Origin of the sequence: Mesorhizobium sp. ISC25 (assembly GCF_042295465.1) — a bacterium.
Lineage (GTDB): Bacteria > Pseudomonadota > Alphaproteobacteria > Rhizobiales > Rhizobiaceae > Mesorhizobium.
This window is the reverse complement of the sequence record NZ_CP135441.1, coordinates 5,430,210-5,449,988: the sequence shown is the minus strand read 5'-3', so window position 1 is coordinate 5,449,988 and position 19,779 is coordinate 5,430,210. Positions and strand designations below refer to the sequence as shown.

Sequence of the window (19,779 nt, the reverse complement as noted above, 5' to 3'; positions counted from 1 at the left end):
ATGTCGCTATGTGAGAACGACGTTCCACCGCGCCCAGCCTGCATTTTCAGGCTTGCGTCAGTCATTGCCTTCCGACTTGCCGGTCCGCCCAAGAATGTACAATTACCTCGATTTCGAAAAGCCTGTGCAGGATCTCGAAGGCAAGATCCTCGAGCTGAAGAAGCTTGCCGAGAACGGCGAGGCGGTCGATGTCGGCGATGAGATCGCCCGTCTCGAGAAGCGCTCGCGCGATGCGCTGCGTGATGCCTACAAGGCGCTGACGCCGTGGCAGAAGGTGCAGGTGGCGCGCCATCCGGACAGGCCGCATTGCATCGACTACATCAAGGGCCTGCTTACCGATTTCACGCCGCTCGCCGGCGACCGCAATTTCGGCGAGGACCAGGCGATCGTCGGCGGCTTCGCCCGCTTCCGTGGCGAGCCGGTGGCGATCATCGGCCAGGAGAAGGGTTCTGACACGGCAAGCCGGCTGAAGCATAATTTCGGCTCGGTGCGGCCGGAGGGCTACCGCAAGGCGGTGCGACTGATGGAACTCGCCGACCGCTTCCAAATCCCGCTGCTGACGCTGGTCGACACTGCCGGCGCCTATCCCGGCGTCAACGCCGAAGAGCGCGGCCAGGCGGAAGCCATCGCCCGCTCGACTTCAGCCTGCCTTGGCCTGAAGGTGCCGTCGATCTCGGTGGTGATCGGCGAAGGCGGCTCGGGCGGCGCCATAGCGATCGCCACCGCCAACCGCGTCTACATGCTCGAACACGCCATCTATTCGGTGATCTCGCCGGAGGGCGCCGCCTCGATCCTGTGGCGCGATACCACGCGGTCCAGGGATGCTGCGACCAATATGAAGATCACGGCGCAGGACCTGCTGGAGCTGAAGATCATCGACGCCATCGTTGCCGAGCCGCTCGGCGGCGCCCATCGCGGCCCCGAGACGGTTATCGCCGCCACCGGCGACCTCATCGCCAGGACGATGAAGGAATTTTCCGGCGCCAACACCGACTTCCGCGAGCATCGTCGCGAGAAATACCTGGCGATGGGCCGCAATCTGTAATCAACGCAGGCACGCGGCCTGAAATGTGACGGCGTGGAGCAATTTCGCCACAAAAATGCCGCTGCATTCGGCTCAGTGAGCTTGCCGTAAGGGGACGCTCCATGCTTGCGGTAAGGAATTTTCAAGGTTAACGGGCTTAGGGTCCGTCAGTGGTCAGTTTAGCAGCTGCGGCATCCGCGGCGCAGAGATGAAGACGATAGCGATATCCATGTTAGCCAAGCTTGCCCGCACCGGAGTTCTGATCGCTGCGATCGGCGTCGCCGGCTGCAATGATGCTTCGATGAAGGATTTTGCGCCGCAAGCCAACAAGCCGCTGCCGGACAAGATCCTGACCGAAATGAAGGCCAAGGGCATGGTCCGCACCTCTTCGGTGATGGCCCGCATCTTCAAGGAAGAAGGCAAGCTCGAAATCTGGAAGGCCAAGACTAACGGCCGCTATGACCTGGTCGCCAGCTACGACATCTGCAAATGGTCGGGCAAGCTCGGGCCGAAGTTCACCGAAGGCGACCGCCAGGCGCCGGAAGGCTTTTACACGGTCCGCCCGGCACAGATGAACCCGCGGTCGAATTACCACCTGTCCTTCAACATCGGCTACCCGAACGCCTATGACCGCGCCAATGGCCGCACCGGTTCCAACCTGATGGTCCATGGCGCCTGCTCGTCGTCTGGCTGCTATTCGATGACCGACGCGCAGATCGAGCAGATCTATGCCTTCGGCCGCGACGCCTTCCAGGGCGGCCAGACCGAGTTCCAGATCCAGGCTTTTCCGTTCCGCATGACCGCCGCCAATATGGCGCGCTACCGCAACGACCCAAACTACGAATTCTGGAAGATGCTGAAGGTCGGCTACGACAATTTCGAAGTCACCAAGGTGCCGCCGAAAGTCGACGTCTGCGAGAAACGCTACGTCTTCAACCAGGTTGCGGCCGACGGCTCGGCCTTCAATCCGACCGGCCCTTGCCCTGCGACCACCCAGCCCGATTCGCTGAAGAGCGCCATCAACGCCTATCAAAGCACCTATGAGGCGGCCTTCAACGGCGCCGTCAAGGCCAGCGTGCCGGCGCCCAAGCCGACCATCGCCGGGATCAAGGAAGCCAGCATCGTTTCAGACTGGTCGAAACGGCGTGCGCGCGGCGAACGCGTGCCGATCGAGCCGCCCTCGCTCAACCCGGACGGCACCGTGGCCGAAACGGCGCGCATGGGCCGCATCGATTCGCCGGCCGGCCGCAAGATGGCGGCGCTCGACGCCGAAAAGGCTGCCAAGCAGAAGGCCGAGGAACAAAGGCTAGCCGCCATAGAAGCGGCCAAAGCCGCGAAAGAGGCAGCCAAGGCCCAGGCCCTGGCCGAGAAGGAAGCTGCCAAGGCGCAGGCGCTGGCTGAAAAGGAAGCTGCCAGGACCGCTGCCGAGATGCCTGTCGCCACCGCCACCGTAGCGCCATCGGACGCCGCTCCGGCAGTCGAAACGCAGGCTGCGGACGCCGAAAGCACGGCGACAAGGTTGAAGAAAAAGCTGCTCGGCATGTTTGGCGGCTGAGCTTCATGCTTGAACAAGAAGATGGGGGCCAAGAAGACAGGCCCTCAACCAGCCCCGCCGCCGTCTACGACCTCAAAGGCCTGAACTGCCCGTTGCCCGTGCTCAAGGCAAAAAAGCGCCTGGCCGCAATGCCGCCGGGCAGCCGGCTGTGGCTCGAAACCACCGATCCGCTCGCCGTCATAGACATTCCCGCCTTCTGCGCCGAGAGCGGCCATCGGCTGATCGAAACGGCGGCGGCGGCAGGCGGCCACCGCTTCCTGGTCGAGCGCGGCTGAGCGGGGTAATCTCCCCCCTCGAGGGGTAGATGTCGCCGAAGGCGACAGAGGGGGTCGCCTCGCGTAAAGCGCCAACCTTGATCTGCCGCAGGAGGCCGCGTCCGGTCGGGCCGACCCCCTCTGGCCTGCCGGCCATCTCCCCCTCGAGGGGGGAGATCGGCAGCTTCACCCACGCCCGGCAATAGCCAGCGGATTGCTTTCCAGGGCTGCGCGATCCGGCGTGTCGATCGACGGCCGGTTGGTGAAGGCGGCGAACAGCCGGCGGATATAGTCTCCCGGCATGTCGAGCGTGATCAGCACCAGTCTGGTGCCGCGCTGGCTGTCCGGCCAGGCCGGCAGTTGCACCGGCGGATGCAGGATCTTCTGCACGCCATGGATAACCAGCGGCCGCGATGGGTCTTCTGCAAGTTCGATGACGCCCTTCATCCGCAACAGGCGCTCGCCATGCGCCGAGCGCAGCAGATCGAGGAACATCTCGATTGCCGAAAACGGCACCGGCCCGTCATGGACCAGCGAATACGAACGCACGCGGGAATCGTGCCTGTGGCCATGACCATGACCATGGTGGTCGCCACCGTCATGGCCGTCGTGATCATGCCCGCTGTGGTCATGCCCGCTATGGTCATGGTCGTGGCCGGCTTCTTCGCCGAGCCAATGCTGCACATCGACCGATTTGGTAGCCGGATTGTAGAGCCCGCAATCGAACAGGGTCGCCGTGCTTGCCTCGCTCGCGTCGAGCACCACGGCGCCCGGGTTGAGCTGCCTGAGCCGCGCCCGCAACGCCTCGACATCGCCTGCATCCGTGGCCAGGTCGGCCTTGCTGAGCACGATGCGATCGGCGACCGCCACCTGCTTGACCGCCTCGACATGCGCATCCAGCGTCGCATTACCGTTGACGGCATCGACCAGGGTGATGACGCCGTCGAGCCGGAAGGCCTGGACCAGGGCCGGGTGCGCCATGATCGACTGCAGCACGGGGGCGGGATCGGCGAGCCCGGTGGTCTCGACGACGACGCGGGCAAGCCGGTCGATGCGGCCGGTCTGCAGCCGGTCGACGAGGTCGGCCAGCGTGTCGACCAGCTCGCCGCGCACCGTGCAGCAGAGGCAGCCGTCGGAGAGCTGGATGATGCCGTCGGAGGCCTGCTCGACCAGAAGGTGGTCGATCGCCACCTCGCCGAACTCGTTGATGATGACCGCGGTATCGGCGAGTGCCGGATCCCGGAGCAGCCGGTTGAGCAGCGTCGTCTTGCCGGCGCCGAGAAAGCCGGTGAGCACCGAAACGGGGATCGGGAAGCCGGCCATGCGGCTAGTTCAGCGCCTTGGCCGGCTGCTGGACCTGCGCGGCGGTGGCGGATCCCGCCACGGCCGGCTCGGCGCCGGCCGGCGGCGCCCGGTCCGGCCGCCATGTCGGCAGCGGCACGTCGCCATATTCCTGCCCGGAGGCGTCGAGCATCGCCTTCGGCACTGGCCCCGTGGCACCGCCGAGGCCGACGGCGATCAGCGTCGGGACATGGTCCAGCTTTTCCTTATAGGGCGATTTCGGCAGGTCCTTGCCCTTGTCGCCGACCGCCGGTGCTGCTTCCGACTGCTCCGCGACCGGCTTCTTCTTGCAGATTTCGTCATTCATGTCGTTGGCCGACATGGTGTCGCCATAGACAGGCAGCGCCGCGACCGTCAGCCCGCTCGGCGCCGGCGTTGCAAAGCCCTGGTCGAGCAGTTTTGCCGCCGTCTCGGCGCGGGTAATGGCCGACCGTTCGCCGAGCACTACGGCGACCACGGTGCGGCCGTTGCGGGTAGCCGAGCCGATCATGTTGAAACCGGACGAGCAGACGAAACCCGTCTTCATGCCGTCGGCACCCGGATAGCGGCCTATCAGGAGGTTGTAGTTGGAGATTGCCTTCTTGCCGACGGCAAGGCCTTCGATCGAGAACCAGGGGGCATATTGCGGAAATTCCTTGCGGATCGCCATCACCAGCAAAGCGAGATCGCGCGCTGTCGTATACTGGTCCGGCGAATAGAGCCCGTTCGGATTGACGAAATGCGACCCGCTCATGCCGAGCCGCCGCGCCTCGGCATTCATGCGTTCGGCGAAAGCCGCTTGCGAGCCGCCGATATTCTCGCCGACCGCCATGGCGATATCGTTGGCCGATTTGACCAGCATCATCTTCAGCGCGTTGTCCAGCCGCATCACCGAGCCCGGCTTGAAGCCCATCTTGCTCGGCGGCTCGCCGGCCGAATGTTTCGTCACCTTGATTGGCGAATCGAGCTGGACCTCGCCCGCGGCAATCGCACGAAACGCCACATAGGCGGTCATCAGCTTGGTCAGCGATGCCGGGTACCAGCGCCTGAATGCTTCCTGGTGCTGCAGGATCTTGCCGCTGTTCAGGTCGAACAGGATGGTCGGATTGGCCAAGGCAGGCGCGGCCGGCGCCGCAAGCACCACGGCGCCCGCCACCAACAGTTTGAGGAAATGCCTGTAGCGCATCATGAAAACCGAAATAGCCTCTTGCCGCAGTCGCACCTGGCTCCGTAAGATTTCGTTACACGATCGCCAGGATAATGGTCCGGCCCTCTGTTCCCGGACCACAGTCGCGGTGCTATTTACTCTATGTGACGTCAACATGGCAAAGTGCTGCCGATCACAATGTGGAAGCAGCAGCACAATGCAAAGCTGCGTGCATGGTTGCAAGGCAGCAGGCACAATTGCAAAGCAGCAGGCCAGGACCGCCTGCTCCAACAGCGAAATGGAACCATCATGCCGATCCTGAACCGAGCCGCCGAAATGCAGGACGAGGTGGCCGGCTGGCGCCGCCATTTGCACCAGACGCCGGAGCTGAATTTCGACGTCTTCAAGACCGCCGCCTTCGTCACCGAGAAGCTGAAGGCTTTCGGCTGCGACGACATCGTGACGGGTTTGGGCAAGACCGGCGTCGTCGGCATCATCCGCGGCCGCCACGGCGAAGGCTCGACCATCGGCCTGCGCGCCGACATGGACGCCCTGCCGCTCAACGAGATCACCGGCAAATCCTATGCCTCGACCGTCCCCGGCAAGATGCACGCCTGTGGCCATGACGGCCACACCGCGATGCTGTTGGGTGCCGCCAAATACCTCGCCGAAACGCGCAATTTCGCCGGTTCCGTCGCGGTCATCTTCCAGCCGGCCGAAGAAGGCGGCGGCGGCGGCAACGAGATGGTCAAGGACGGCATGATGGAGCGCTTTGACATATCCAAGGTGTTCGGCATGCACAACATGCCGGGCCTGCCGGTCGGCCAGTTCGCCATCAGGCCGGGCCCGATCATGGCGGCGACCGCCGAATTCACCATCACCGTCAAGGGCCGGGGCGGCCACGCGGCGATGCCGCACGGCACCATCGATCCGATCGTCATCACCAGCCAGCTTGTCGGCGCATTGCAGACGATCGCCTCGCGCAGCACCGATCCGGTCGAGGCGGTGGTCGTCTCGGTGACGAAATTCCACGCCGGCGACGCCTATAACGTCATTCCAGAGACCGCCGAGATCGCCGGCACGGTACGCACGCTGAAGAAGGAGGTCGCCAAGAAGGCTGAAGAGCGCATCCGCTCGCTTTGCCAAGGCCTGGGCGCTGCCTTCGGCGCGACGATCGAGGTCGACTACAATGCCAATTACCCCGTCACCTTCAACCATCCGGAAGAGACGGTCTTTGCCAGCGACATCGCGGCCGACGTCGCCGGCGACAGCCATGTGCACCGCGCCATCCAGCCGGTGATGGGCGGCGAGGATTTCTCCTACATGCTGGAAGCGCGGCCGGGCGCCTTCATCTTCATCGGCAATGGCGATACCGCCGGCCTGCACAACCCGGCCTACGACTTCAACGACGAGGTCATCCCGCACGGCATGAGCTATTGGGTGAAGCTGGCGGAGACGGCGCTGGCGGCGTAGCCATTCGGCACCGGCGGTGCCGCGACTGCCGCACCTCTGGGCGGCCCGGCAGGATATGTTCTGCGGGTCACTTCCGGCCGGACGACTTCCGGGCAAGGCCGAAGGCAATGCCCAGAGCAATACCTACACCAATGCCTGCAACAATGTTGTCCAACACGACGCCGATAGCCACTCCGATCACGACGCCGAGTGTGAGGTGTTTGGCATCCATCATGCCCGGTCATGTAGCGTGGAAGGGAAGAGCCGCAACCACTACGGTCCGCTCTTCGGATCCTCGACCTCCAGCGCCTCCATGACCGGCGCCAGCTCATTGTCGTCGGCGGGCTGCGGCTCTTCGCCTGTCCTCGCCTTCTTCAGGGCTGCCTCGATCGCCTCCTGGATGTTGCCGAGTTCGTCTTCGCGAACCTCGTGGCCATAGCCGGCAGCATCGGCGTCCTGCTCGAATTGCTGAGCCAGGACGGCGACGCTCACCTCGCTCTCGGCCGGCAGATTGCCGACATTCTCCTGCAGCCAGGTTTCAAAGAACTCTTTCGTGGCGCTCATGCGGTGTCTCCTTCGGGACACTAAAGCGCGCCGGCATCCCGAAAGTTCCGCTATCTGAGGCGTCTTTGCGCCGGTTGCTGGCTGCCCCGCAATTCAGCGCGGCCAGGCGGCGTTGGCGCCGCCTGGCTCGGCTGCTTACTGGCTGGCAGCAATCGTCGGTTCGCACGACACGTTCGGGTTCATGTCGGCGAACGCGCCGGTCGGGTTGCCTTTCCAGGCCCAGACATGCAGCTCGTAAAACGGGCCGAGGCCATAGCGGTTGGGCGCGCTGTTGAAGTTGAACAGATGCCCATCGAGCGAGGCCGGGCCTTTCGAGGTGATGTATTCGACCGCGATCAGTTTTAGCGTGCCGTCGGCCATCGGCTCGTACATCACCGCTTCCGGCTTGGCGACATCGACAGCGTCGTCCTTGAGGTAGCCGGGATTGACGTAATGGATGCCCATGGCGCCGCCGGTGATGCCGCTGGCGCAAGGAATGGGCGCATAGCCCTCGGCGGTCGCCGCCGCCACATTCTCGAAGCGGCTGTTGGCGGCTCGCACCTTGTCGGCCAGCGGATTGGGACCGGACGCGGGCGCTGCCTGATGCGCCTGCGCCAATGCGGTGCAGGCGGACAGCAGCGCCGCGGCAGCGAGGAACTTGTTGCGAAAGTTGATTGTCATCGTCACTCCATTCTTCTTGAAAAGCACACCCCGGCCGGCCGCCGGAAGTAAGGGGGTCCGGCAGGTGGGCGCTGTGGCTGTTGTTGCTGGGAGATCCCTGTCCCGATGCGACGAATGCCCGGAAGGATCATCCCTTCGGCAGATACGGGATCGTCCCAGCCAGATCGGAGTTGTCGATCAGCTGGAAACGGCTGTCGCTGCCGCCCTGACGGGCCGAAACGAAGGGTGCGTAGGCAGGATCGTCGGTGAAGGCGCGCGCCGCGGCCTCGGTCGGGAACGCCATCAAGGCAATCAGCGTCGTGTCGAGCGGCTTGCCTTCGAGCGTCTTCACATTGCCGCTGCGCGACAGATATCTGCCACCGTGCTTGTGAACGAGGTCGTGGACCGACGCGGCATAGGCCGGCATCCACTTCGGGTCCCTCACCTTGATGTCTGCGATAACGTAAGCGGTCATGGGTCATGTCTCCTGGTCGTGCACAGGGGTATCCCGTGCAGCGGCCAAGGGGTCGCATGGCAAGCGTCGCGCCAGCCAGTCCGCGATCTGTACTGGTGTAGTACAGTTTCTGTACTCGCCGTGCCGCAGGGAAAGGCCTATTGTCCCGGCCGAGTTTGAGGGGAAGGCAACATCATGACCCAGTCGGGATACAAGCAGTTCTGCCCGTTATCGATGGCCGCGGAGGTGCTGTGCACCCGCTGGACCATGGTTCTGCTTCGCGAATTGGTGGCAGGCTCGACCCGTTTCAACGATCTGCGCCGCGGCGTCCCCAAAATGTCGCCGACCCTTCTGTCGCAACGTCTCAAGGAACTCGAGCTGGCCGGCATCGTCGACCGCAAGGAGGTCCGCGGCGAGAAAGGCATCTTCGAATACCGGATGACCGAGGCAGGCCGGGATCTGCGTTCCGTCGTCGAGGCAATGGGCTTTTGGGGGCAGAAATGGGTCGAGTCGCGGCTGTCGCTGAAGAACCTCGATCCGTCGCTGCTGATGTGGGACATGCGGCGCAACCTGAACGCCTCGCCGCTGCCCGACGGCCGCACGGTGATACAGTTTCTGTATCAGGAGCTCCCCGCCTCGAAACGGTCGTGGTGGCTGATCGTCGAGAAGCATGGCGAGGTCGACCTCTGCTGGTACGATCCGGGCTTCGATGTCGATCTCTACGTCTCGACCGACCTGCACACCATGACCGAAATCTGGATGGGGCTGATCACTGTCGAGAAGGCCGGGCCGAAAGTCATCTTGACGGGAGACCAGGGTATCGCCCGTAAAATGCAGACCTGGCTGGGCCTGAGCCCGTTCGCCGTCGAACCCAAGCGAGCAGCCTAGCTGCCTCTTGGCGAAACGATCCGAAGCGGTTATGTGTCGGGCGCGATGGTCCCGTAGCTCAGTAGGATAGAGCGGCAGATTCCTAATCTGTAGGTCACAGGTTCGATTCCTGTCGGGATCACCATGCTTTTTCAATAACTTAGCGAAATTGCCACCGTACTTTTTTCTGAGGAAATAGTACGGCGAATTTTTGCAGATCCTATGGTTCTGGCACGATCAGCGCCGCACGACCGGAAGTTGGAGAGTTCTTTCGAATAAAATCCAGGCCGGAATGCAGTCAGCGCTCCAAATCCGTTGCATTGCCTTTGCCACCAAAGCGGCGGTCAGCACCGCTGGCGTTTCGACGCAGACCAGGACCATGGAGTGCAGTCACCTGGCCAATGTTTCGGCCTGAGAAGCAGGGACGAAAGCCGCACCGAGCGTCGGATAAGCAGGAGGAACGCTGCGTGGACCAAGGCGATAACCCACTAAAAAGGATGAATTCAGTGAAACCGCACGAGCATATTGCGGTCGGGCGCGCAGTGATTGAAAATCATCGCGCCGCGCTATGTTATTTGCAAGCTGCGCCAGTTCCTTTCGCTCTCGTTAGCGGCCTTGGCAATTCAGCCACAACCGATGCGAAAAGGGGCAGCTCTGGTCCCACAAGAAAGGGGCATCCGTTGTGCCATTGAATTTTACGTTTTGAGACCGGCGGCGGGCCAGGTCCGCTTGCCGAACAGGGAGGAAGACAATGGACGGAGAATCGCATTCCCAATCAAGGCGAAGATTTCTGAAGACGAGTGGACTTGTCGCTGGGCTAACGGCGACGGCGGTTACCGCTCCCTGGGTTCGAAGGGCCGGAGCCGCTGACACAATCATCTGGAAGATTCAAACCTCGTGGCCGGCGGGCGTCGGACTTGAAACCTTCCAAAACTGGTGTGGCACCATCAAGGAAAAGACCGGAGGCCAACTCGAATTTCAGCCGTTCAAGGCAAAGGACATCGTCGGTGACTTCGAGCTGCTCGACGGGGTGAAGAACGGCGTCCTGGAAGCGATGAATTCGTTTTCACTTTACTGGGCCGGTAAGCTTCCCGCGACAGCGTTCCTGTCTTCTTACACGATGGGGCTACGCTATCCGCACGAATGGGACATCTTCTTCTATTCAAAAGGTGGTCTGCAGGCCGCGCGCGACCTTTATGCGAAACAAGGTCTTTACTACGTCAACCGCATTCACCATGGCCCGAACATCATCCACTCAAAGACACCGATCCGCTCGATCGAGGATTTCAGGGATCTGAAGCTGCGCGTACCGGGCGGCATGATCGCCGAGACATTCGCGAAAGCGGGCGCCAAGACGACGCTGCTGCCGGGGGGCGAGGTATTCTCCGCGCTGGAGAAAGGCACGATCGATGCAGCCGACTACACTGGGCCGGCGGTAAACTGGGCGCTCGGGTTCCAGCAGGTGACCAAGTACATTTCCATGGGCCCAGCCGGTCTGATGTCCGTATACCAGCCCGTCGATCTGATGGACTTTGCCGTCAACATGAACGTCTGGAACCAACTCCCGGACAACCTCAAGAAGTTCGTGGAAGACGAAATCCAAGTCTATTCCAACACTCATTTCGGGGCCATCCAGAAGGCCGACATGGAGGCTTGGCAGAAATTCCTGGATGCCGGCATTGAAATCAATCGGCTTGGAGCGGAGGACCTCCAGAAGTTCCAGGAAATCGCGGTGCCGATCTGGTTCGAGTGGGCCAATAAGGACAAGGACGCCGCGCGAATCTTCAAACTGCAGCTTGAGGTGATGGAGAACCCGACCGTCGGTTACGTAACGCCGGACATGTATCAGGGATTGTCGATCAACCTCTGAGGCTCTCCGCGCCCGCCCTGTCCGGCCGGGCGCACTCTCCTGCAAGAGGCAGTCGCCGATGCCCTCACTCACATTTGTGCTGCCGCACTGGCTATACTGGTCAAGCCTCGTGCTTTTCCCGGTTGCCGCGGTCTTCCTTGTGCATCGCGAGCGGGCACAGAGCGGTGCCGGCCGCCCGAATCTCTTTCTTGCCTACCTGTTCCTGGTCACTGCGGGCTTCGTCGGCATGCACCGCTTTTATCTGAAGAGCAGGTGGGGATTCATTTTTATCCCGCTCTTCATTGCAGTGCTTTGGACGGGCGCCCAGGTACGCGACGGACGTGAGGCAGTGTCGCTCGCGCGATCCCAGGCCGAACACGCCGAAAGGCTGTTGCCGCGTGCCAAGGCAGATGTAGGAGCCAGCAAAGAGGGTGCTGCCGATCGCCTGGCGAGAGCTGAGGCAGACGCCACGGTGGCGCGCGATAATCTGGCCGCCGCCGCCCATGGGCTCGAGCGCGCCAACAACATTGGCCGAATTGCCGGACTTCTGCTTGGTCTCGCTCTCGCAGGCGACGCCTTGCTGATGCCCGGCCTGGTTCGACGCGCCCGCGAACGTGAGGTTCAACCGAACCCAACAGAAACCCATCCGATTGTGACCGACGTTCCCGCCACGCCCGTCAAGATGCCGCTCGCCGCTTTCCGGCCTGTCGACCGGCTGGTCAAGGTGACGGGCGAGTTGGTCGCCTACTGGTCGGTTCTCGCAGTGATGGCGTACTACTACGAAGTGGTGGCCCGTTTTGTTTTCAACTCACCGACGAACTGGGTGCATGAGAGTATGTTTCTTATGTTCGGCATCCAGTACATGCTGGCAGGTGCCTATGCCTACCGCGACGAAACGCATGTCAGGGTGGACATCGTCTACAGCCATCTCTCCGAACGCGGTCGCGCTGTCTGCGACATCATCACCTCGGCCTTCTTCTTCCTGTTCACCGGCACCATGCTTGTCACAGGATGGCGATTTGCGAGTGATGCCATGGCGGTTGGCGAACGCTCGTTCACCGAATGGGGCATCCAATACTGGCCGGTAAAGCTCGCGATCCCCTTCGGGGCAGCGCTCCTGCTGCTTCAGGGCCTGTCCCGGCTGATGCGAGACATCGCCACTGCATTAGGAAGGATCGGCTGAGCGATGGGTCTCGAGCTTCCGATCCTGTGGCTCAGCGTATTGATGTTCGGGGGTCTGGGCGTCCTTCTGCTGCTCGGACTGCCGATGGCGTTCTGTACCGGCAGCCTCGCCGTGCTCTTCCTTTTTTTGTTCGGCAATTCGGCCATGCTGAACATGCTGCCGTCTCGGGTCTTCCCCTTCATGACGGATTATCAGCTCTCGGCGGTGCCGCTTTTCATCTTCATGGCCGCGATTCTCGAGAAGGCGGGCATCATCGAGGAGCTGTTCGACGTCGTCTACAAATGGCTGGGCGGACTGAAAGGCGGGCTTGCTTCGGCCACGGTGATCTCATGCACGCTGCTGGCCGCGATGGTCGGTGTCGTCGGGGCGACGGAAGTGACGATGGGTATGATCGCGCTTCCCGCCATGCTGCGCCGTAACTATGACGCCAAGCTCGCTTGCGGCTCGCTTCTTGCAGGCGGGACCCTTGGCATTCTCATACCCCCTTCCGTCATGGCGATCGTCTATGCCGTCGTGGCGCAGCAGTCGCTGGGCGAGCTTTTGATCGGGTCAGTGTTTCCCGGGCTGCTGCTGTCTGGGATGTATGTCGCCTACGTGACGGCGCGCTGTTACATCAACCCCAAGCTCGGCCCGGCGTTGCCGCCGGACGAGCGCATCGCATTCGCCCAAAAAATCAAGCTTTTGCGCCGCACGTTCATGCCGATACTGCTGATCCTGCTTGTGCTCGGGGTCATCTTCATGGGCATTGCCACGCCGGTCGAAGCCGCCGGCATCGGCACGTTCGGTGCTTTCATCGTCTGCGCCGCACATCGGCGCCTGACCTGGGACACGATCCGCGAGGCCAGTGTCGCGACGCTTAAGGCCACGGCAATGGTAATGTGGATATTCTTCGGCGCCACCATGTTCGTCGGCTTCTTCATCCTGAAGGGCGGCCAGAGCTTCGTCGCCGAATCCATACTCGGAACAGGCTTGGCGCCATACGGCGTTCTTGTTCTGATGATGATCATCCTGTTCGTCCTCGGCATGTTTCTGGACTGGGTGGGCATTCTCCTTCTCACCGTACCGATCTTTCTGCCCATCCTTAAGTCACTGGAATTCGGCGGCACGTTCGGGTTAGCCGGTGTGGCTCCTGAAGACGTGCCGCTGTGGTATGGTGTCATTTTCATGGTCAACATGCAGATGGCGTTCCTGAGTCCGCCTTTCGGCTATTCGCTGTTCTATCTGAAGAGCGTTGCTCCGCCGGAGATCTCGATGGCGACGATCTTCCGATCCGCAGTCCCCTTCTTATGCCTGCAGGCGATCGGAGTGGGACTGTGCATCGTGTTCCCCCCAATCGTCATCTGGCTGCCGAAGGTCATGTACGGAGGCAATTGACCACATTTGCGGCTTGCGTCATCCGACACCAGGATCAATCGAATTTGATAGCTTTTCTATTGAACGGCGCCCCTTTTTTGCCTCCCTTTGCGCGCCGTCATGAGATCGCTTCTTGAAACAATCCTCGCTGCGAGTGCGGGTCTATCGCTCTCGACCGGTCTTGGTTATCTCGCCTACGCCGCCCCGGGGATGCCGCCTCATCTGTCCTTGTCGAGATGGCCAAGGAACCGCCGCCGGATCAGATCGTTTCGCCATATCTGGCCAGATCAACCGGAGCGGAGGAGACATGCTCGAAATTCTGCATGTTCACAATCGCGCCGCACCGAAAACCGGCCGGCTTTGCCAGTTCGGGACTTGCCGCAATGCTGCGTGACGTCGACTATGTCCTGCAAAAACTCGACTGGATGCGCGCCGAAGGCATCTGGCCCAACGGCTTGCGGTATCTGTGGACCGACGCATTCGGGGTCGTGCTCTACGTCTCGCTTTACACAGAAACTGGCGAAGAGCGCTGGCTGGACGCAGCCGAGCGGCTGGTGGCCGATGTCGAGCGTGTGCTCGGCCGCCGGCGCGGACTGAGGATCGGCGAAGCGGCCGATCGCGACGGCCAGTATTTCCACTATCTGGCGATGTGGCTGTTCGCCTTGGCGCGTCTCGGCGATCTGAAGCCGGAATACCGCAAGCGCGGCATTGCGCTGGCGCGGGACATTCACCCGGCCTTTGTGGTCCCCGGCCGCGGCGTGATCTGGAAGATGCAGGAGGATTTAAGCGGTCCTTACCCCGGCTACGGCCTCGGCAGCATGGATGCCTATGACGGCTACGTCTCTTACCGGATGCTCGATGAGGACGCACTGGCGCCCGAGATCGCGCAAATGCGTGACCTGATGGAGCGCGATTGGCGCACCCTCGACATCGAGCAGGACCTCGGCCTCGGCATGATGCTGTGGCTCGCCCATTTCTTTCCCGATGAGCCGTGGGCCGAGGCCCAGACAAGGCGTTCGCTGCGAACTCTGGAAACGACGTGGGTCGACCCGCCCGGCTATTTCAGCCGCGCCCCATGGCTGCGCGATACCAAGTTCGCCTTCACCAATTACGGCGTATCGCTCGGCCTGCAGGCCGCCGGCATCTGGCCGGGGCGTGTCGATAGGCTGAACGCCTTCTTCGAGGACTGGCGCTCCGGCGACGAATACGACCGCGAGGCGATCACCTGGGTGATGGCCTGCACCTCGCATCTTCCCGGTGCTTTTCTGACCCGGGGTGGCGAGAGATCGTTTGAAAGCGACGAACCTCGGGAACGTTCCCGTGCCGGCGCGGTTGTCGATGGAAGTGCATCGAGACGCAAGGAACGCGGTTGAAATGGCCATTCTCTTGGGAAAACCGGGAAGCTGTTGGGTGGCGGCAGCCACCTCCACGAACTATCCCCAGCTCGAAGGTTCGATCCGTGCGGACGCCGTTGTCGTGGGTGCTGGAATTGTCGGGCTGACGACGGCGCTTCGCCTTTGCGAGGCGGGCCGATCGGTGGTCGTCCTCGAAGGCCTGCACACGGGCGGCCAGGTGACCGGCCGCTCGACGGCCAAGATCACCACGCAGCACGCGCTGATCTATCGTCATCTCATCGACACAGTCGGCCGGGAGTTGGCCCAGGCCTATGCCGATGCGAATTCCGCCGGCGCCCGACAAATCCGCGATTGGGTTAACAACTACGCCATTCCCTGCGATCTCGAGAGCAAAGAAGCCTATACCTACACCTGCGATGATCGCCGGAGCGCGGAGGTCGCGGCCGAGGCGGAGGCCGCGCGCCAGGTCGGGCTGGAGGCCGATCTCCTCGACCGCGCGCCGCTGCCTTTCGAAACGGCCGCGGCATTGCGGTTCCCCGACCAGGCGCAGTTCAATCCGGCGATGTATCTGGTTGGCCTGGCGGAAGCGGTGACGGCTCGTGGCGGTCGGGTCTTCGAAAACAGCCGCGCCACCTCGATCGACGAGGCAAGCCGCTGGCGCGTCGTCACCGATGGCGGCGCCGTTGATGCCGAGCATGTCGTCGTTGCCACCAACATGACGGTGAAGAGCCCCGTCGGCATGGCGAAGCGGACGCAACCGCGCTGCCACACCGTGATGGCCTTTCGGATCGATGATCCCCTCCCTGTCGACGGCATGTTCATCGGCATCGACGACCCGACGCATTCCATTCGCACAGGCCGTGATGCCGACGGTCCACTGCTGGTCGCGCTCGGCCCCAAATTCAACACCGGCTGGGATGGCGACGTGGCGAGGCGGTTCGTCGAACTGGAAAAATGGGCGAGAAAGAACCTTCCGGTCGGCGACGTCGCCTGGCGCTGGTGCAATGAGGATTATGATACGGCCGACAGGATCCCATATGCCGGCGAACCCGATCCCGCCAAGGCCGCCGGCTTCCACATTGCCACGGGCTTCAACGCCTGGGGCATCACCAACGGGACGGCCGTGGGCGCAATGATCGCCGACCTGATCTGCGCTCGCCCGAGCCCATGGCAAAAACTCTACGATCCGGCGCGGCCCTATCCCGAGGACTTCCACAACAACGGCCGCAGTCAATCGATCGTCTCGAGCACCCACGACATTGCGCCCGGCATGGGTGGCGTGATCGTCAGGGGAGACGAAAAGATTGCGGCGTGGCGAGACACCGAAGGCGCACTCCAGGCGGTTTCGGCGACGTGCACCCACAAGGGCTGCACCGTAACCTGGAACAATGCGGACCACACCTGGGATTGTCCCTGCCACGGCTCGATCTTCGCCGCCGACGGTTCGGTCATCCACGGCCCTGCCCGAAAACCGCTTGCCCAGATTACATTGTGAAGGCGGCGCTCGACGCCGCCCGCGTCACGCCGGCCGTTCGTAGGTTCCGACCAACTCCGTCTCCTCCAATGCGTGTTTCTGGGCTTGCTTCCAGACCTGATGCACGCCCGCCTGTCCCGGTACGCTGAGGCTCGGCACATCGAGCGCGGCCAGCAGGAAGTGGTAATGATGGACGCCATGCCCCGCAGGCGGCTGCGGACCATCGTAATAAGCGTTGCCGAAATCGTTGGTGCCTTGCCTGAGTGCCGACGGGCCGGGCTTGCCATCTTCGGCCTCGGCGAGTCCGCCGGCATCCGGCGGGATATTGAAGACCGCCCAGTGCCCGAAAACCCCGCTTGGCGCATCGGGATCCTGCACGACAAGAACAAGGCTCTTGGTACCATCCGGAACACCGGACCACTTCAGCGGCGGCGAGACGTTCTGGCCGTCACGCGCATATTTTTCGGGAATTCTTCCGTCTGCCCGGAACGCCGGGCTGATAAGGGTGAGTGGCATTGCTATTTCCCCAAGGAGGTTGCGATCGAGAAACCCGCGTCGGCGCTGTTCACGCCGCTTGCTGAGCTTCGGCGACGCGTCTGATCTCTCCTGGCAGGGATTCCCAGACCTTGTGCATCTGTCCTTCTCCGACATGATGGGCGAGCACCTTGGACACGACCCTGAATGCATCCTTGGAATCGACCGGACGGGTGAATTCCAGCTCCGCCTTGATCTTGGCCAGAAACTCGTCGAGCGACCGCATCTTCTCGGGAGCTTTGGAGGGCTGATATTGGTCATAGAAGGCGCCGCGCACCAGAATCGGCAGCTGCGAGCCCAGGTGGGCTGCAAGGTCCGGCTGCATACGGTCCCGCAGGGCGTGCAGCACCGCGCCGAGAACGTGCCAGGCGACCTGCCGATCCGGTCCAATCTCGTCCATGATCTCGTCGAGCCAGATGTTCGTGGTCTGCAGTGTCTCGTCGAATACGTCGAGTCCGGTGGCGTTCATCGAAATCCTCCTTCCATTCAAATCCGACTAGGCTGGTATGACCAAACAGCCGTACCTGCTCGTTGTTCCCCGATGCGCATGTCCTGGTGCGCATTCATTGTCGGAGGTTCCGTCATGAGGGGATTCGGGCCGGCTTTTTGCCGCTGTTTTTTCGACCGCCTTTCTTGGCCGGCGCTCGGAACATCCTCATGGGTGGACGAGTTTTGTTTGCCGTCGCCTATCACATGGCGACGAGTGATGCAGACACGAAAAACAGGAGAAAAACCATGGCACATCACGATTTGGCGCCCAGGACGCCATCGCGCAGCCTCTACCCGTCCGCGCGAGACCCACTCACGTCATTCCACCGGCAGATCGATCGCCTGTTCGACGACTTCTTTGCGCCAATGGCCGAAGCGACTACGGCCAGCGATCTTTGGCCGAGCGTCGACGTATATGAAACAGACCAAGCCTATAAGGTCACCGCCGAATTGCCGGGGCTCGAGCAGAAGGATGTTGAGCTCAAGCTGCGCGACAACACCCTTTCCATTACGGGCGAGAAGCGTTCGGAGCACAAGGAAAGCGACCGCGGCCACACCTACAGCGAACGCAGTTATGGCCGATTTCAGCGGACGATCCCCCTGGAAGCGGAGATCGATGCCGACAAGGTGCAGGCTACTTTCAGGAACGGCGTTTTGACTGTCGAGCTTCCGAAGAATCCCGCTGCAAAGGACAAGACACGCCGCATAGAAGTGAAAGCGCGATAGTAGCCAAACTGAAGGCTGCCTGAGCAGGCTGGGTTCACCCCCGAGGGAGGGAGAACGGCGAGCACGGCGGCAACCGCTCAGGCGAGCGTCTAGCGCCGGGGATCGTCCGTTGCCTCGGAAACGCCTTCGAGAGCGATTTTGGCGGCTTCCTTATCGGTCCGCCCGAGGTCGGCCAGGGCAATGACGCCGACGAGGCGCTTGTCGTGGTTGATCACCGGAAGACGACGCACCTGATGCTTGGCCATGATCTTCGCCGCATCGGTGATATCGGCGTCGTCGAAGCACCAATAGACATGCTCGGACATGACCTCGCGAACGGTCGTGTTGCCGGCTGAGCGCTCCTCGGCGACGCCGCGCATCACGATGTCGCGGTCTGTCACCATGCCGACCAGCCTGTCATTCTCGCCGACCGGAAGGGCGCCGAGATTGTCGGCCCGCATTTTCCGGGCGGCATCCCTGATTGTAGTGTTCGGGCCGACCAGTTCGGTCCGACGGCTCATGATCTCCTGAACTTGCATGGGATATTCCTTTCCCTGATTGCTGAGGCAACAAGCCGCCAGACGCGCCTGTTGCCGCGCATCGCGAAATCGCCGGACGAGGCATGTACGGATCGCTATCTTCGATCTTCCCGATCCGCGCTAACGCGTGCCGGTGCCGGCACCTCGCGATCGAAACTATTCTTGGAACGTCCAGGCAGCGAGCGAGTTCCAAAATGGTACCGGTGCCGCAGCCATTCCACGGCATGTGGCCGCAGGCTGGTGACAAAACATCCACCGGGAAAACAGATGCACGCGGATTGAAGGTCATGGCTATCATCTTTTCAGATCGCCGCGAGGCCGGGCGGCGACTCGCCGGGGAGCTCGTTCGCTTTACCGGCCGCGACGACGTGATCGTATTGGCGCTGCCCCGAGGCGGCGTGCCGGTCGGCTACGAGGTCGCGCAGGCACTCAAGGCACCGCTCGACGTCTTCGTCGTGCGCAAGCTCGGCGTCCCCGGTCACGAGGAACTGGCCATGGGGGCGATCGCGCCCTCAGGCGTACGTGTCCTGAACGACGAAATCGTCAGCGGTCTCGCGATCCCGCCACATGTCATCGACGCGGTCGCCGCAAAGGAGGAAAAAGAGCTTCTGCGCCGCGAGCACCTCTATAGGGACGGGCGACCCCCACCGCAGTTGAATGGACGGACCATTATCCTCGTGGATGACGGGCTTGCGACCGGATCGACCATGCGGGCCGGGATCAAGGCGCTGCGAAAAAACCACGCCGCCCATATTGTCGCGGCCGTTCCCGTCGGTAGCCCCGACACTTGCGACGCGATGCGGGCGGACGCCGACGAGGTCGTTTGCGCGACGACACCAGAGCCGTTGCTGGGTGTCGGGCGCTGGTACGTGGATTTCTCACAAACGAGCGATGAAGAGGTCCGCGCGCTCCTCGCCAGCTGCGTGCCTAAGCCTGCGGCTTCCGACAAGCCTGCCGCTTCCGAAGAAGAATTGGCCGGGCGCGCGAGCGCGGGTCCGGTGCCTGGCACCAGATCGACATAG

Annotated in this window: 22 protein-coding genes and 1 tRNA gene; 13 read left to right on the top strand and 10 right to left on the bottom strand. The window is 62.3% G+C overall.

All coding sequences use genetic code 11. From position 1 onward, the window contains the following. The first annotated feature begins 94 nt into the window (after window positions 1-94). The 3 genes from RQ479_RS26805 (at window position 95) to RQ479_RS26795 (ending at window position 2,854) form a co-directional block, all read left to right on the top strand. On the top strand, window positions 95-1,045 hold the full coding sequence (locus RQ479_RS26805; protein ID WP_292664002.1) for an acetyl-CoA carboxylase carboxyltransferase subunit alpha: 951 nt from the start codon (window positions 95-97) through the stop codon (window positions 1,043-1,045). Window positions 1,046-1,253: 208 nt separating this feature from the next. After that, window positions 1,254-2,579 (top strand): L,D-transpeptidase family protein, encoded by a 1,326-nt coding sequence (locus RQ479_RS26800; RefSeq protein ID WP_376706021.1) that lies wholly within the window; start codon window positions 1,254-1,256, stop codon window positions 2,577-2,579. Between the two features lie 5 nt (window positions 2,580-2,584). Continuing rightward, window positions 2,585-2,854, top strand: a complete 270-nt coding sequence (locus RQ479_RS26795) for a sulfurtransferase TusA family protein (protein ID WP_376702994.1) — start codon at window positions 2,585-2,587, stop codon at window positions 2,852-2,854. A 165-nt stretch (window positions 2,855-3,019) separates the two neighbouring features. On the opposite strand, the gene RQ479_RS26790 is transcribed toward RQ479_RS26795, so the two are convergent. Both RQ479_RS26790 and RQ479_RS26785 read right to left on the bottom strand, forming a co-directional pair. After that, window positions 3,020-4,156: a CobW family GTP-binding protein gene (locus RQ479_RS26790; protein WP_376702993.1), complete on the bottom strand. Its 1,137-nt coding sequence runs from the start codon at window positions 4,154-4,156 to the stop codon at window positions 3,020-3,022. Window positions 4,157-4,160: 4 nt separating this feature from the next. Next, window positions 4,161-5,339 (bottom strand): D-alanyl-D-alanine carboxypeptidase family protein, encoded by a 1,179-nt coding sequence (locus RQ479_RS26785; RefSeq protein ID WP_376706020.1) that lies wholly within the window; start codon window positions 5,337-5,339, stop codon window positions 4,161-4,163. A gap of 270 nt (window positions 5,340-5,609) precedes the next feature. Here RQ479_RS26785 and RQ479_RS26780 point away from each other — a divergent pair, with 270 nt between their 5' ends. Then, complete coding sequence (locus RQ479_RS26780; RefSeq protein WP_352468683.1) at window positions 5,610-6,773, top strand: M20 aminoacylase family protein; 1,164 nt, start codon at window positions 5,610-5,612, stop codon at window positions 6,771-6,773. 67 nt (window positions 6,774-6,840) lie between these two features. Here RQ479_RS26780 and RQ479_RS26775 read toward each other — a convergent pair whose 3' ends face one another. The 4 genes from RQ479_RS26775 to RQ479_RS26760 all read right to left on the bottom strand — a co-directional run bounded on the left by RQ479_RS26775 (window position 6,841) and on the right by RQ479_RS26760 (window position 8,430). Further along, the gene (locus RQ479_RS26775) at window positions 6,841-6,987 is read right to left on the bottom strand and encodes a hypothetical protein (protein ID WP_352468682.1); all 147 of its coding nucleotides are present in this window, start codon (window positions 6,985-6,987) and stop codon (window positions 6,841-6,843) included. 38 nt (window positions 6,988-7,025) lie between these two features. After that, window positions 7,026-7,316 (bottom strand): hypothetical protein, encoded by a 291-nt coding sequence (locus tag RQ479_RS26770; RefSeq protein ID WP_352468681.1) that lies wholly within the window; start codon window positions 7,314-7,316, stop codon window positions 7,026-7,028. Between the two features lie 135 nt (window positions 7,317-7,451). Continuing rightward, window positions 7,452-7,976, bottom strand: a complete 525-nt coding sequence (locus RQ479_RS26765) for a hypothetical protein (RefSeq protein ID WP_376702992.1) — start codon at window positions 7,974-7,976, stop codon at window positions 7,452-7,454. A gap of 127 nt (window positions 7,977-8,103) precedes the next feature. After that, entirely contained in the window at window positions 8,104-8,430 is a 327-nt protein-coding gene (locus RQ479_RS26760; protein ID WP_023677873.1) for a DUF1330 domain-containing protein, read from the bottom strand. A 174-nt stretch (window positions 8,431-8,604) separates the two neighbouring features. On the opposite strand from RQ479_RS26760, the gene RQ479_RS26755 reads away from it, so the two are divergent. From RQ479_RS26755 to dctP, 3 genes are all read left to right on the top strand, one after another. Further along, window positions 8,605-9,297 (top strand): winged helix-turn-helix transcriptional regulator, encoded by a 693-nt coding sequence (locus tag RQ479_RS26755; protein WP_376702991.1) that lies wholly within the window; start codon window positions 8,605-8,607, stop codon window positions 9,295-9,297. Between the two features lie 47 nt (window positions 9,298-9,344). Then, window positions 9,345-9,421 (top strand) — tRNA-Arg (locus RQ479_RS26750). A gap of 606 nt (window positions 9,422-10,027) precedes the next feature. Next, complete coding sequence (gene dctP / locus RQ479_RS26745) at window positions 10,028-11,146, top strand: TRAP transporter substrate-binding protein DctP (protein WP_376702990.1); 1,119 nt, start codon at window positions 10,028-10,030, stop codon at window positions 11,144-11,146. Between the two features lie 100 nt (window positions 11,147-11,246). On the opposite strand, the gene RQ479_RS26740 is transcribed toward dctP, so the two are convergent. Then, complete coding sequence (locus RQ479_RS26740; protein WP_376702989.1) at window positions 11,247-11,750, bottom strand: hypothetical protein; 504 nt, start codon at window positions 11,748-11,750, stop codon at window positions 11,247-11,249. Window positions 11,751-11,777: 27 nt separating this feature from the next. Here RQ479_RS26740 and RQ479_RS26735 point away from each other — a divergent pair, with 27 nt between their 5' ends. From RQ479_RS26735 to RQ479_RS26720, 4 genes are all read left to right on the top strand, one after another. Next, on the top strand, window positions 11,778-12,308 hold the full coding sequence (locus RQ479_RS26735) for a TRAP transporter small permease subunit (protein ID WP_352710044.1): 531 nt from the start codon (window positions 11,778-11,780) through the stop codon (window positions 12,306-12,308). 3 nt (window positions 12,309-12,311) lie between these two features. Further along, window positions 12,312-13,682, top strand: a complete 1,371-nt coding sequence (locus RQ479_RS26730; RefSeq protein WP_376702988.1) for a TRAP transporter large permease subunit — start codon at window positions 12,312-12,314, stop codon at window positions 13,680-13,682. 302 nt (window positions 13,683-13,984) lie between these two features. Further along, window positions 13,985-15,034, top strand: coding sequence for a hypothetical protein (locus RQ479_RS26725; protein WP_376702987.1), 1,050 nt, complete (start codon window positions 13,985-13,987; stop codon window positions 15,032-15,034). 1 nt (window position 15,035) lies between these two features. Then, window positions 15,036-16,511, top strand: a complete 1,476-nt coding sequence (locus RQ479_RS26720) for an FAD-dependent oxidoreductase (protein ID WP_376702986.1) — start codon at window positions 15,036-15,038, stop codon at window positions 16,509-16,511. Window positions 16,512-16,535: 24 nt separating this feature from the next. Here the strand turns inward: RQ479_RS26720 and RQ479_RS26715 are convergent, their stop codons facing one another. Continuing rightward, entirely contained in the window at window positions 16,536-17,006 is a 471-nt protein-coding gene (locus RQ479_RS26715) for a YbhB/YbcL family Raf kinase inhibitor-like protein (RefSeq protein ID WP_376702985.1), read from the bottom strand. 49 nt (window positions 17,007-17,055) lie between these two features. Next, on the bottom strand, window positions 17,056-17,493 hold the full coding sequence (locus tag RQ479_RS26710; RefSeq protein WP_376702984.1) for a DUF2267 domain-containing protein: 438 nt from the start codon (window positions 17,491-17,493) through the stop codon (window positions 17,056-17,058). A gap of 188 nt (window positions 17,494-17,681) precedes the next feature. Between RQ479_RS26710 and RQ479_RS26705 the strand changes: the two genes are divergently transcribed. Continuing rightward, the gene (locus tag RQ479_RS26705) at window positions 17,682-18,239 is read left to right on the top strand and encodes an Hsp20/alpha crystallin family protein (RefSeq protein WP_376702983.1); all 558 of its coding nucleotides are present in this window, start codon (window positions 17,682-17,684) and stop codon (window positions 18,237-18,239) included. Window positions 18,240-18,328: 89 nt separating this feature from the next. Here RQ479_RS26705 and RQ479_RS26700 read toward each other — a convergent pair whose 3' ends face one another. Beyond that, the gene (locus RQ479_RS26700; protein ID WP_352458287.1) at window positions 18,329-18,739 is read right to left on the bottom strand and encodes a CBS domain-containing protein; all 411 of its coding nucleotides are present in this window, start codon (window positions 18,737-18,739) and stop codon (window positions 18,329-18,331) included. Window positions 18,740-19,044: 305 nt separating this feature from the next. Between RQ479_RS26700 and RQ479_RS26695 the strand changes: the two genes are divergently transcribed. Further along, the gene (locus RQ479_RS26695) at window positions 19,045-19,779 is read left to right on the top strand and encodes a phosphoribosyltransferase (RefSeq protein WP_352468671.1); all 735 of its coding nucleotides are present in this window, start codon (window positions 19,045-19,047) and stop codon (window positions 19,777-19,779) included.

Bases quoted from the DNA above. Each gene is read 5' to 3' on its own strand.
- RQ479_RS26805 (WP_292664002.1), top strand. From the start codon at position 95: ATGTACAATTACCTCGATTTCGAAAAGCCTGTGCAGGATCTCGAAGGC.
- RQ479_RS26800 (WP_376706021.1), top strand. From the start codon at position 1,254: ATGTTAGCCAAGCTTGCCCGCACCGGAGTTCTGATCGCTGCGATCGGC.
- RQ479_RS26795 (WP_376702994.1), top strand. From the start codon at position 2,585: ATGCTTGAACAAGAAGATGGGGGCCAAGAAGACAGGCCCTCAACCAGC.
- RQ479_RS26790 (WP_376702993.1), bottom strand. From the start codon at position 4,156: ATGGCCGGCTTCCCGATCCCCGTTTCGGTGCTCACCGGCTTTCTCGGC.
- RQ479_RS26785 (WP_376706020.1), bottom strand. From the start codon at position 5,339: ATGCGCTACAGGCATTTCCTCAAACTGTTGGTGGCGGGCGCCGTGGTG.
- RQ479_RS26780 (WP_352468683.1), top strand. From the start codon at position 5,610: ATGCCGATCCTGAACCGAGCCGCCGAAATGCAGGACGAGGTGGCCGGC.
- RQ479_RS26775 (WP_352468682.1), bottom strand. From the start codon at position 6,987: ATGATGGATGCCAAACACCTCACACTCGGCGTCGTGATCGGAGTGGCT.
- RQ479_RS26770 (WP_352468681.1), bottom strand. From the start codon at position 7,316: ATGAGCGCCACGAAAGAGTTCTTTGAAACCTGGCTGCAGGAGAATGTC.
- RQ479_RS26765 (WP_376702992.1), bottom strand. From the start codon at position 7,976: ATGACAATCAACTTTCGCAACAAGTTCCTCGCTGCCGCGGCGCTGCTG.
- RQ479_RS26760 (WP_023677873.1), bottom strand. From the start codon at position 8,430: ATGACCGCTTACGTTATCGCAGACATCAAGGTGAGGGACCCGAAGTGG.
- RQ479_RS26755 (WP_376702991.1), top strand. From the start codon at position 8,605: ATGACCCAGTCGGGATACAAGCAGTTCTGCCCGTTATCGATGGCCGCG.
- dctP (WP_376702990.1), top strand. From the start codon at position 10,028: ATGGACGGAGAATCGCATTCCCAATCAAGGCGAAGATTTCTGAAGACG.
- RQ479_RS26730 (WP_376702988.1), top strand. From the start codon at position 12,312: ATGGGTCTCGAGCTTCCGATCCTGTGGCTCAGCGTATTGATGTTCGGG.
- RQ479_RS26725 (WP_376702987.1), top strand. From the start codon at position 13,985: ATGTTCACAATCGCGCCGCACCGAAAACCGGCCGGCTTTGCCAGTTCG.
- RQ479_RS26720 (WP_376702986.1), top strand. From the start codon at position 15,036: ATGGCCATTCTCTTGGGAAAACCGGGAAGCTGTTGGGTGGCGGCAGCC.
- RQ479_RS26715 (WP_376702985.1), bottom strand. From the start codon at position 17,006: ATGCCACTCACCCTTATCAGCCCGGCGTTCCGGGCAGACGGAAGAATT.
- RQ479_RS26710 (WP_376702984.1), bottom strand. From the start codon at position 17,493: ATGAACGCCACCGGACTCGACGTATTCGACGAGACACTGCAGACCACG.
- RQ479_RS26705 (WP_376702983.1), top strand. From the start codon at position 17,682: ATGGGTGGACGAGTTTTGTTTGCCGTCGCCTATCACATGGCGACGAGT.
- RQ479_RS26700 (WP_352458287.1), bottom strand. From the start codon at position 18,739: ATGAGCCGTCGGACCGAACTGGTCGGCCCGAACACTACAATCAGGGAT.
- RQ479_RS26695 (WP_352468671.1), top strand. From the start codon at position 19,045: ATGGCTATCATCTTTTCAGATCGCCGCGAGGCCGGGCGGCGACTCGCC.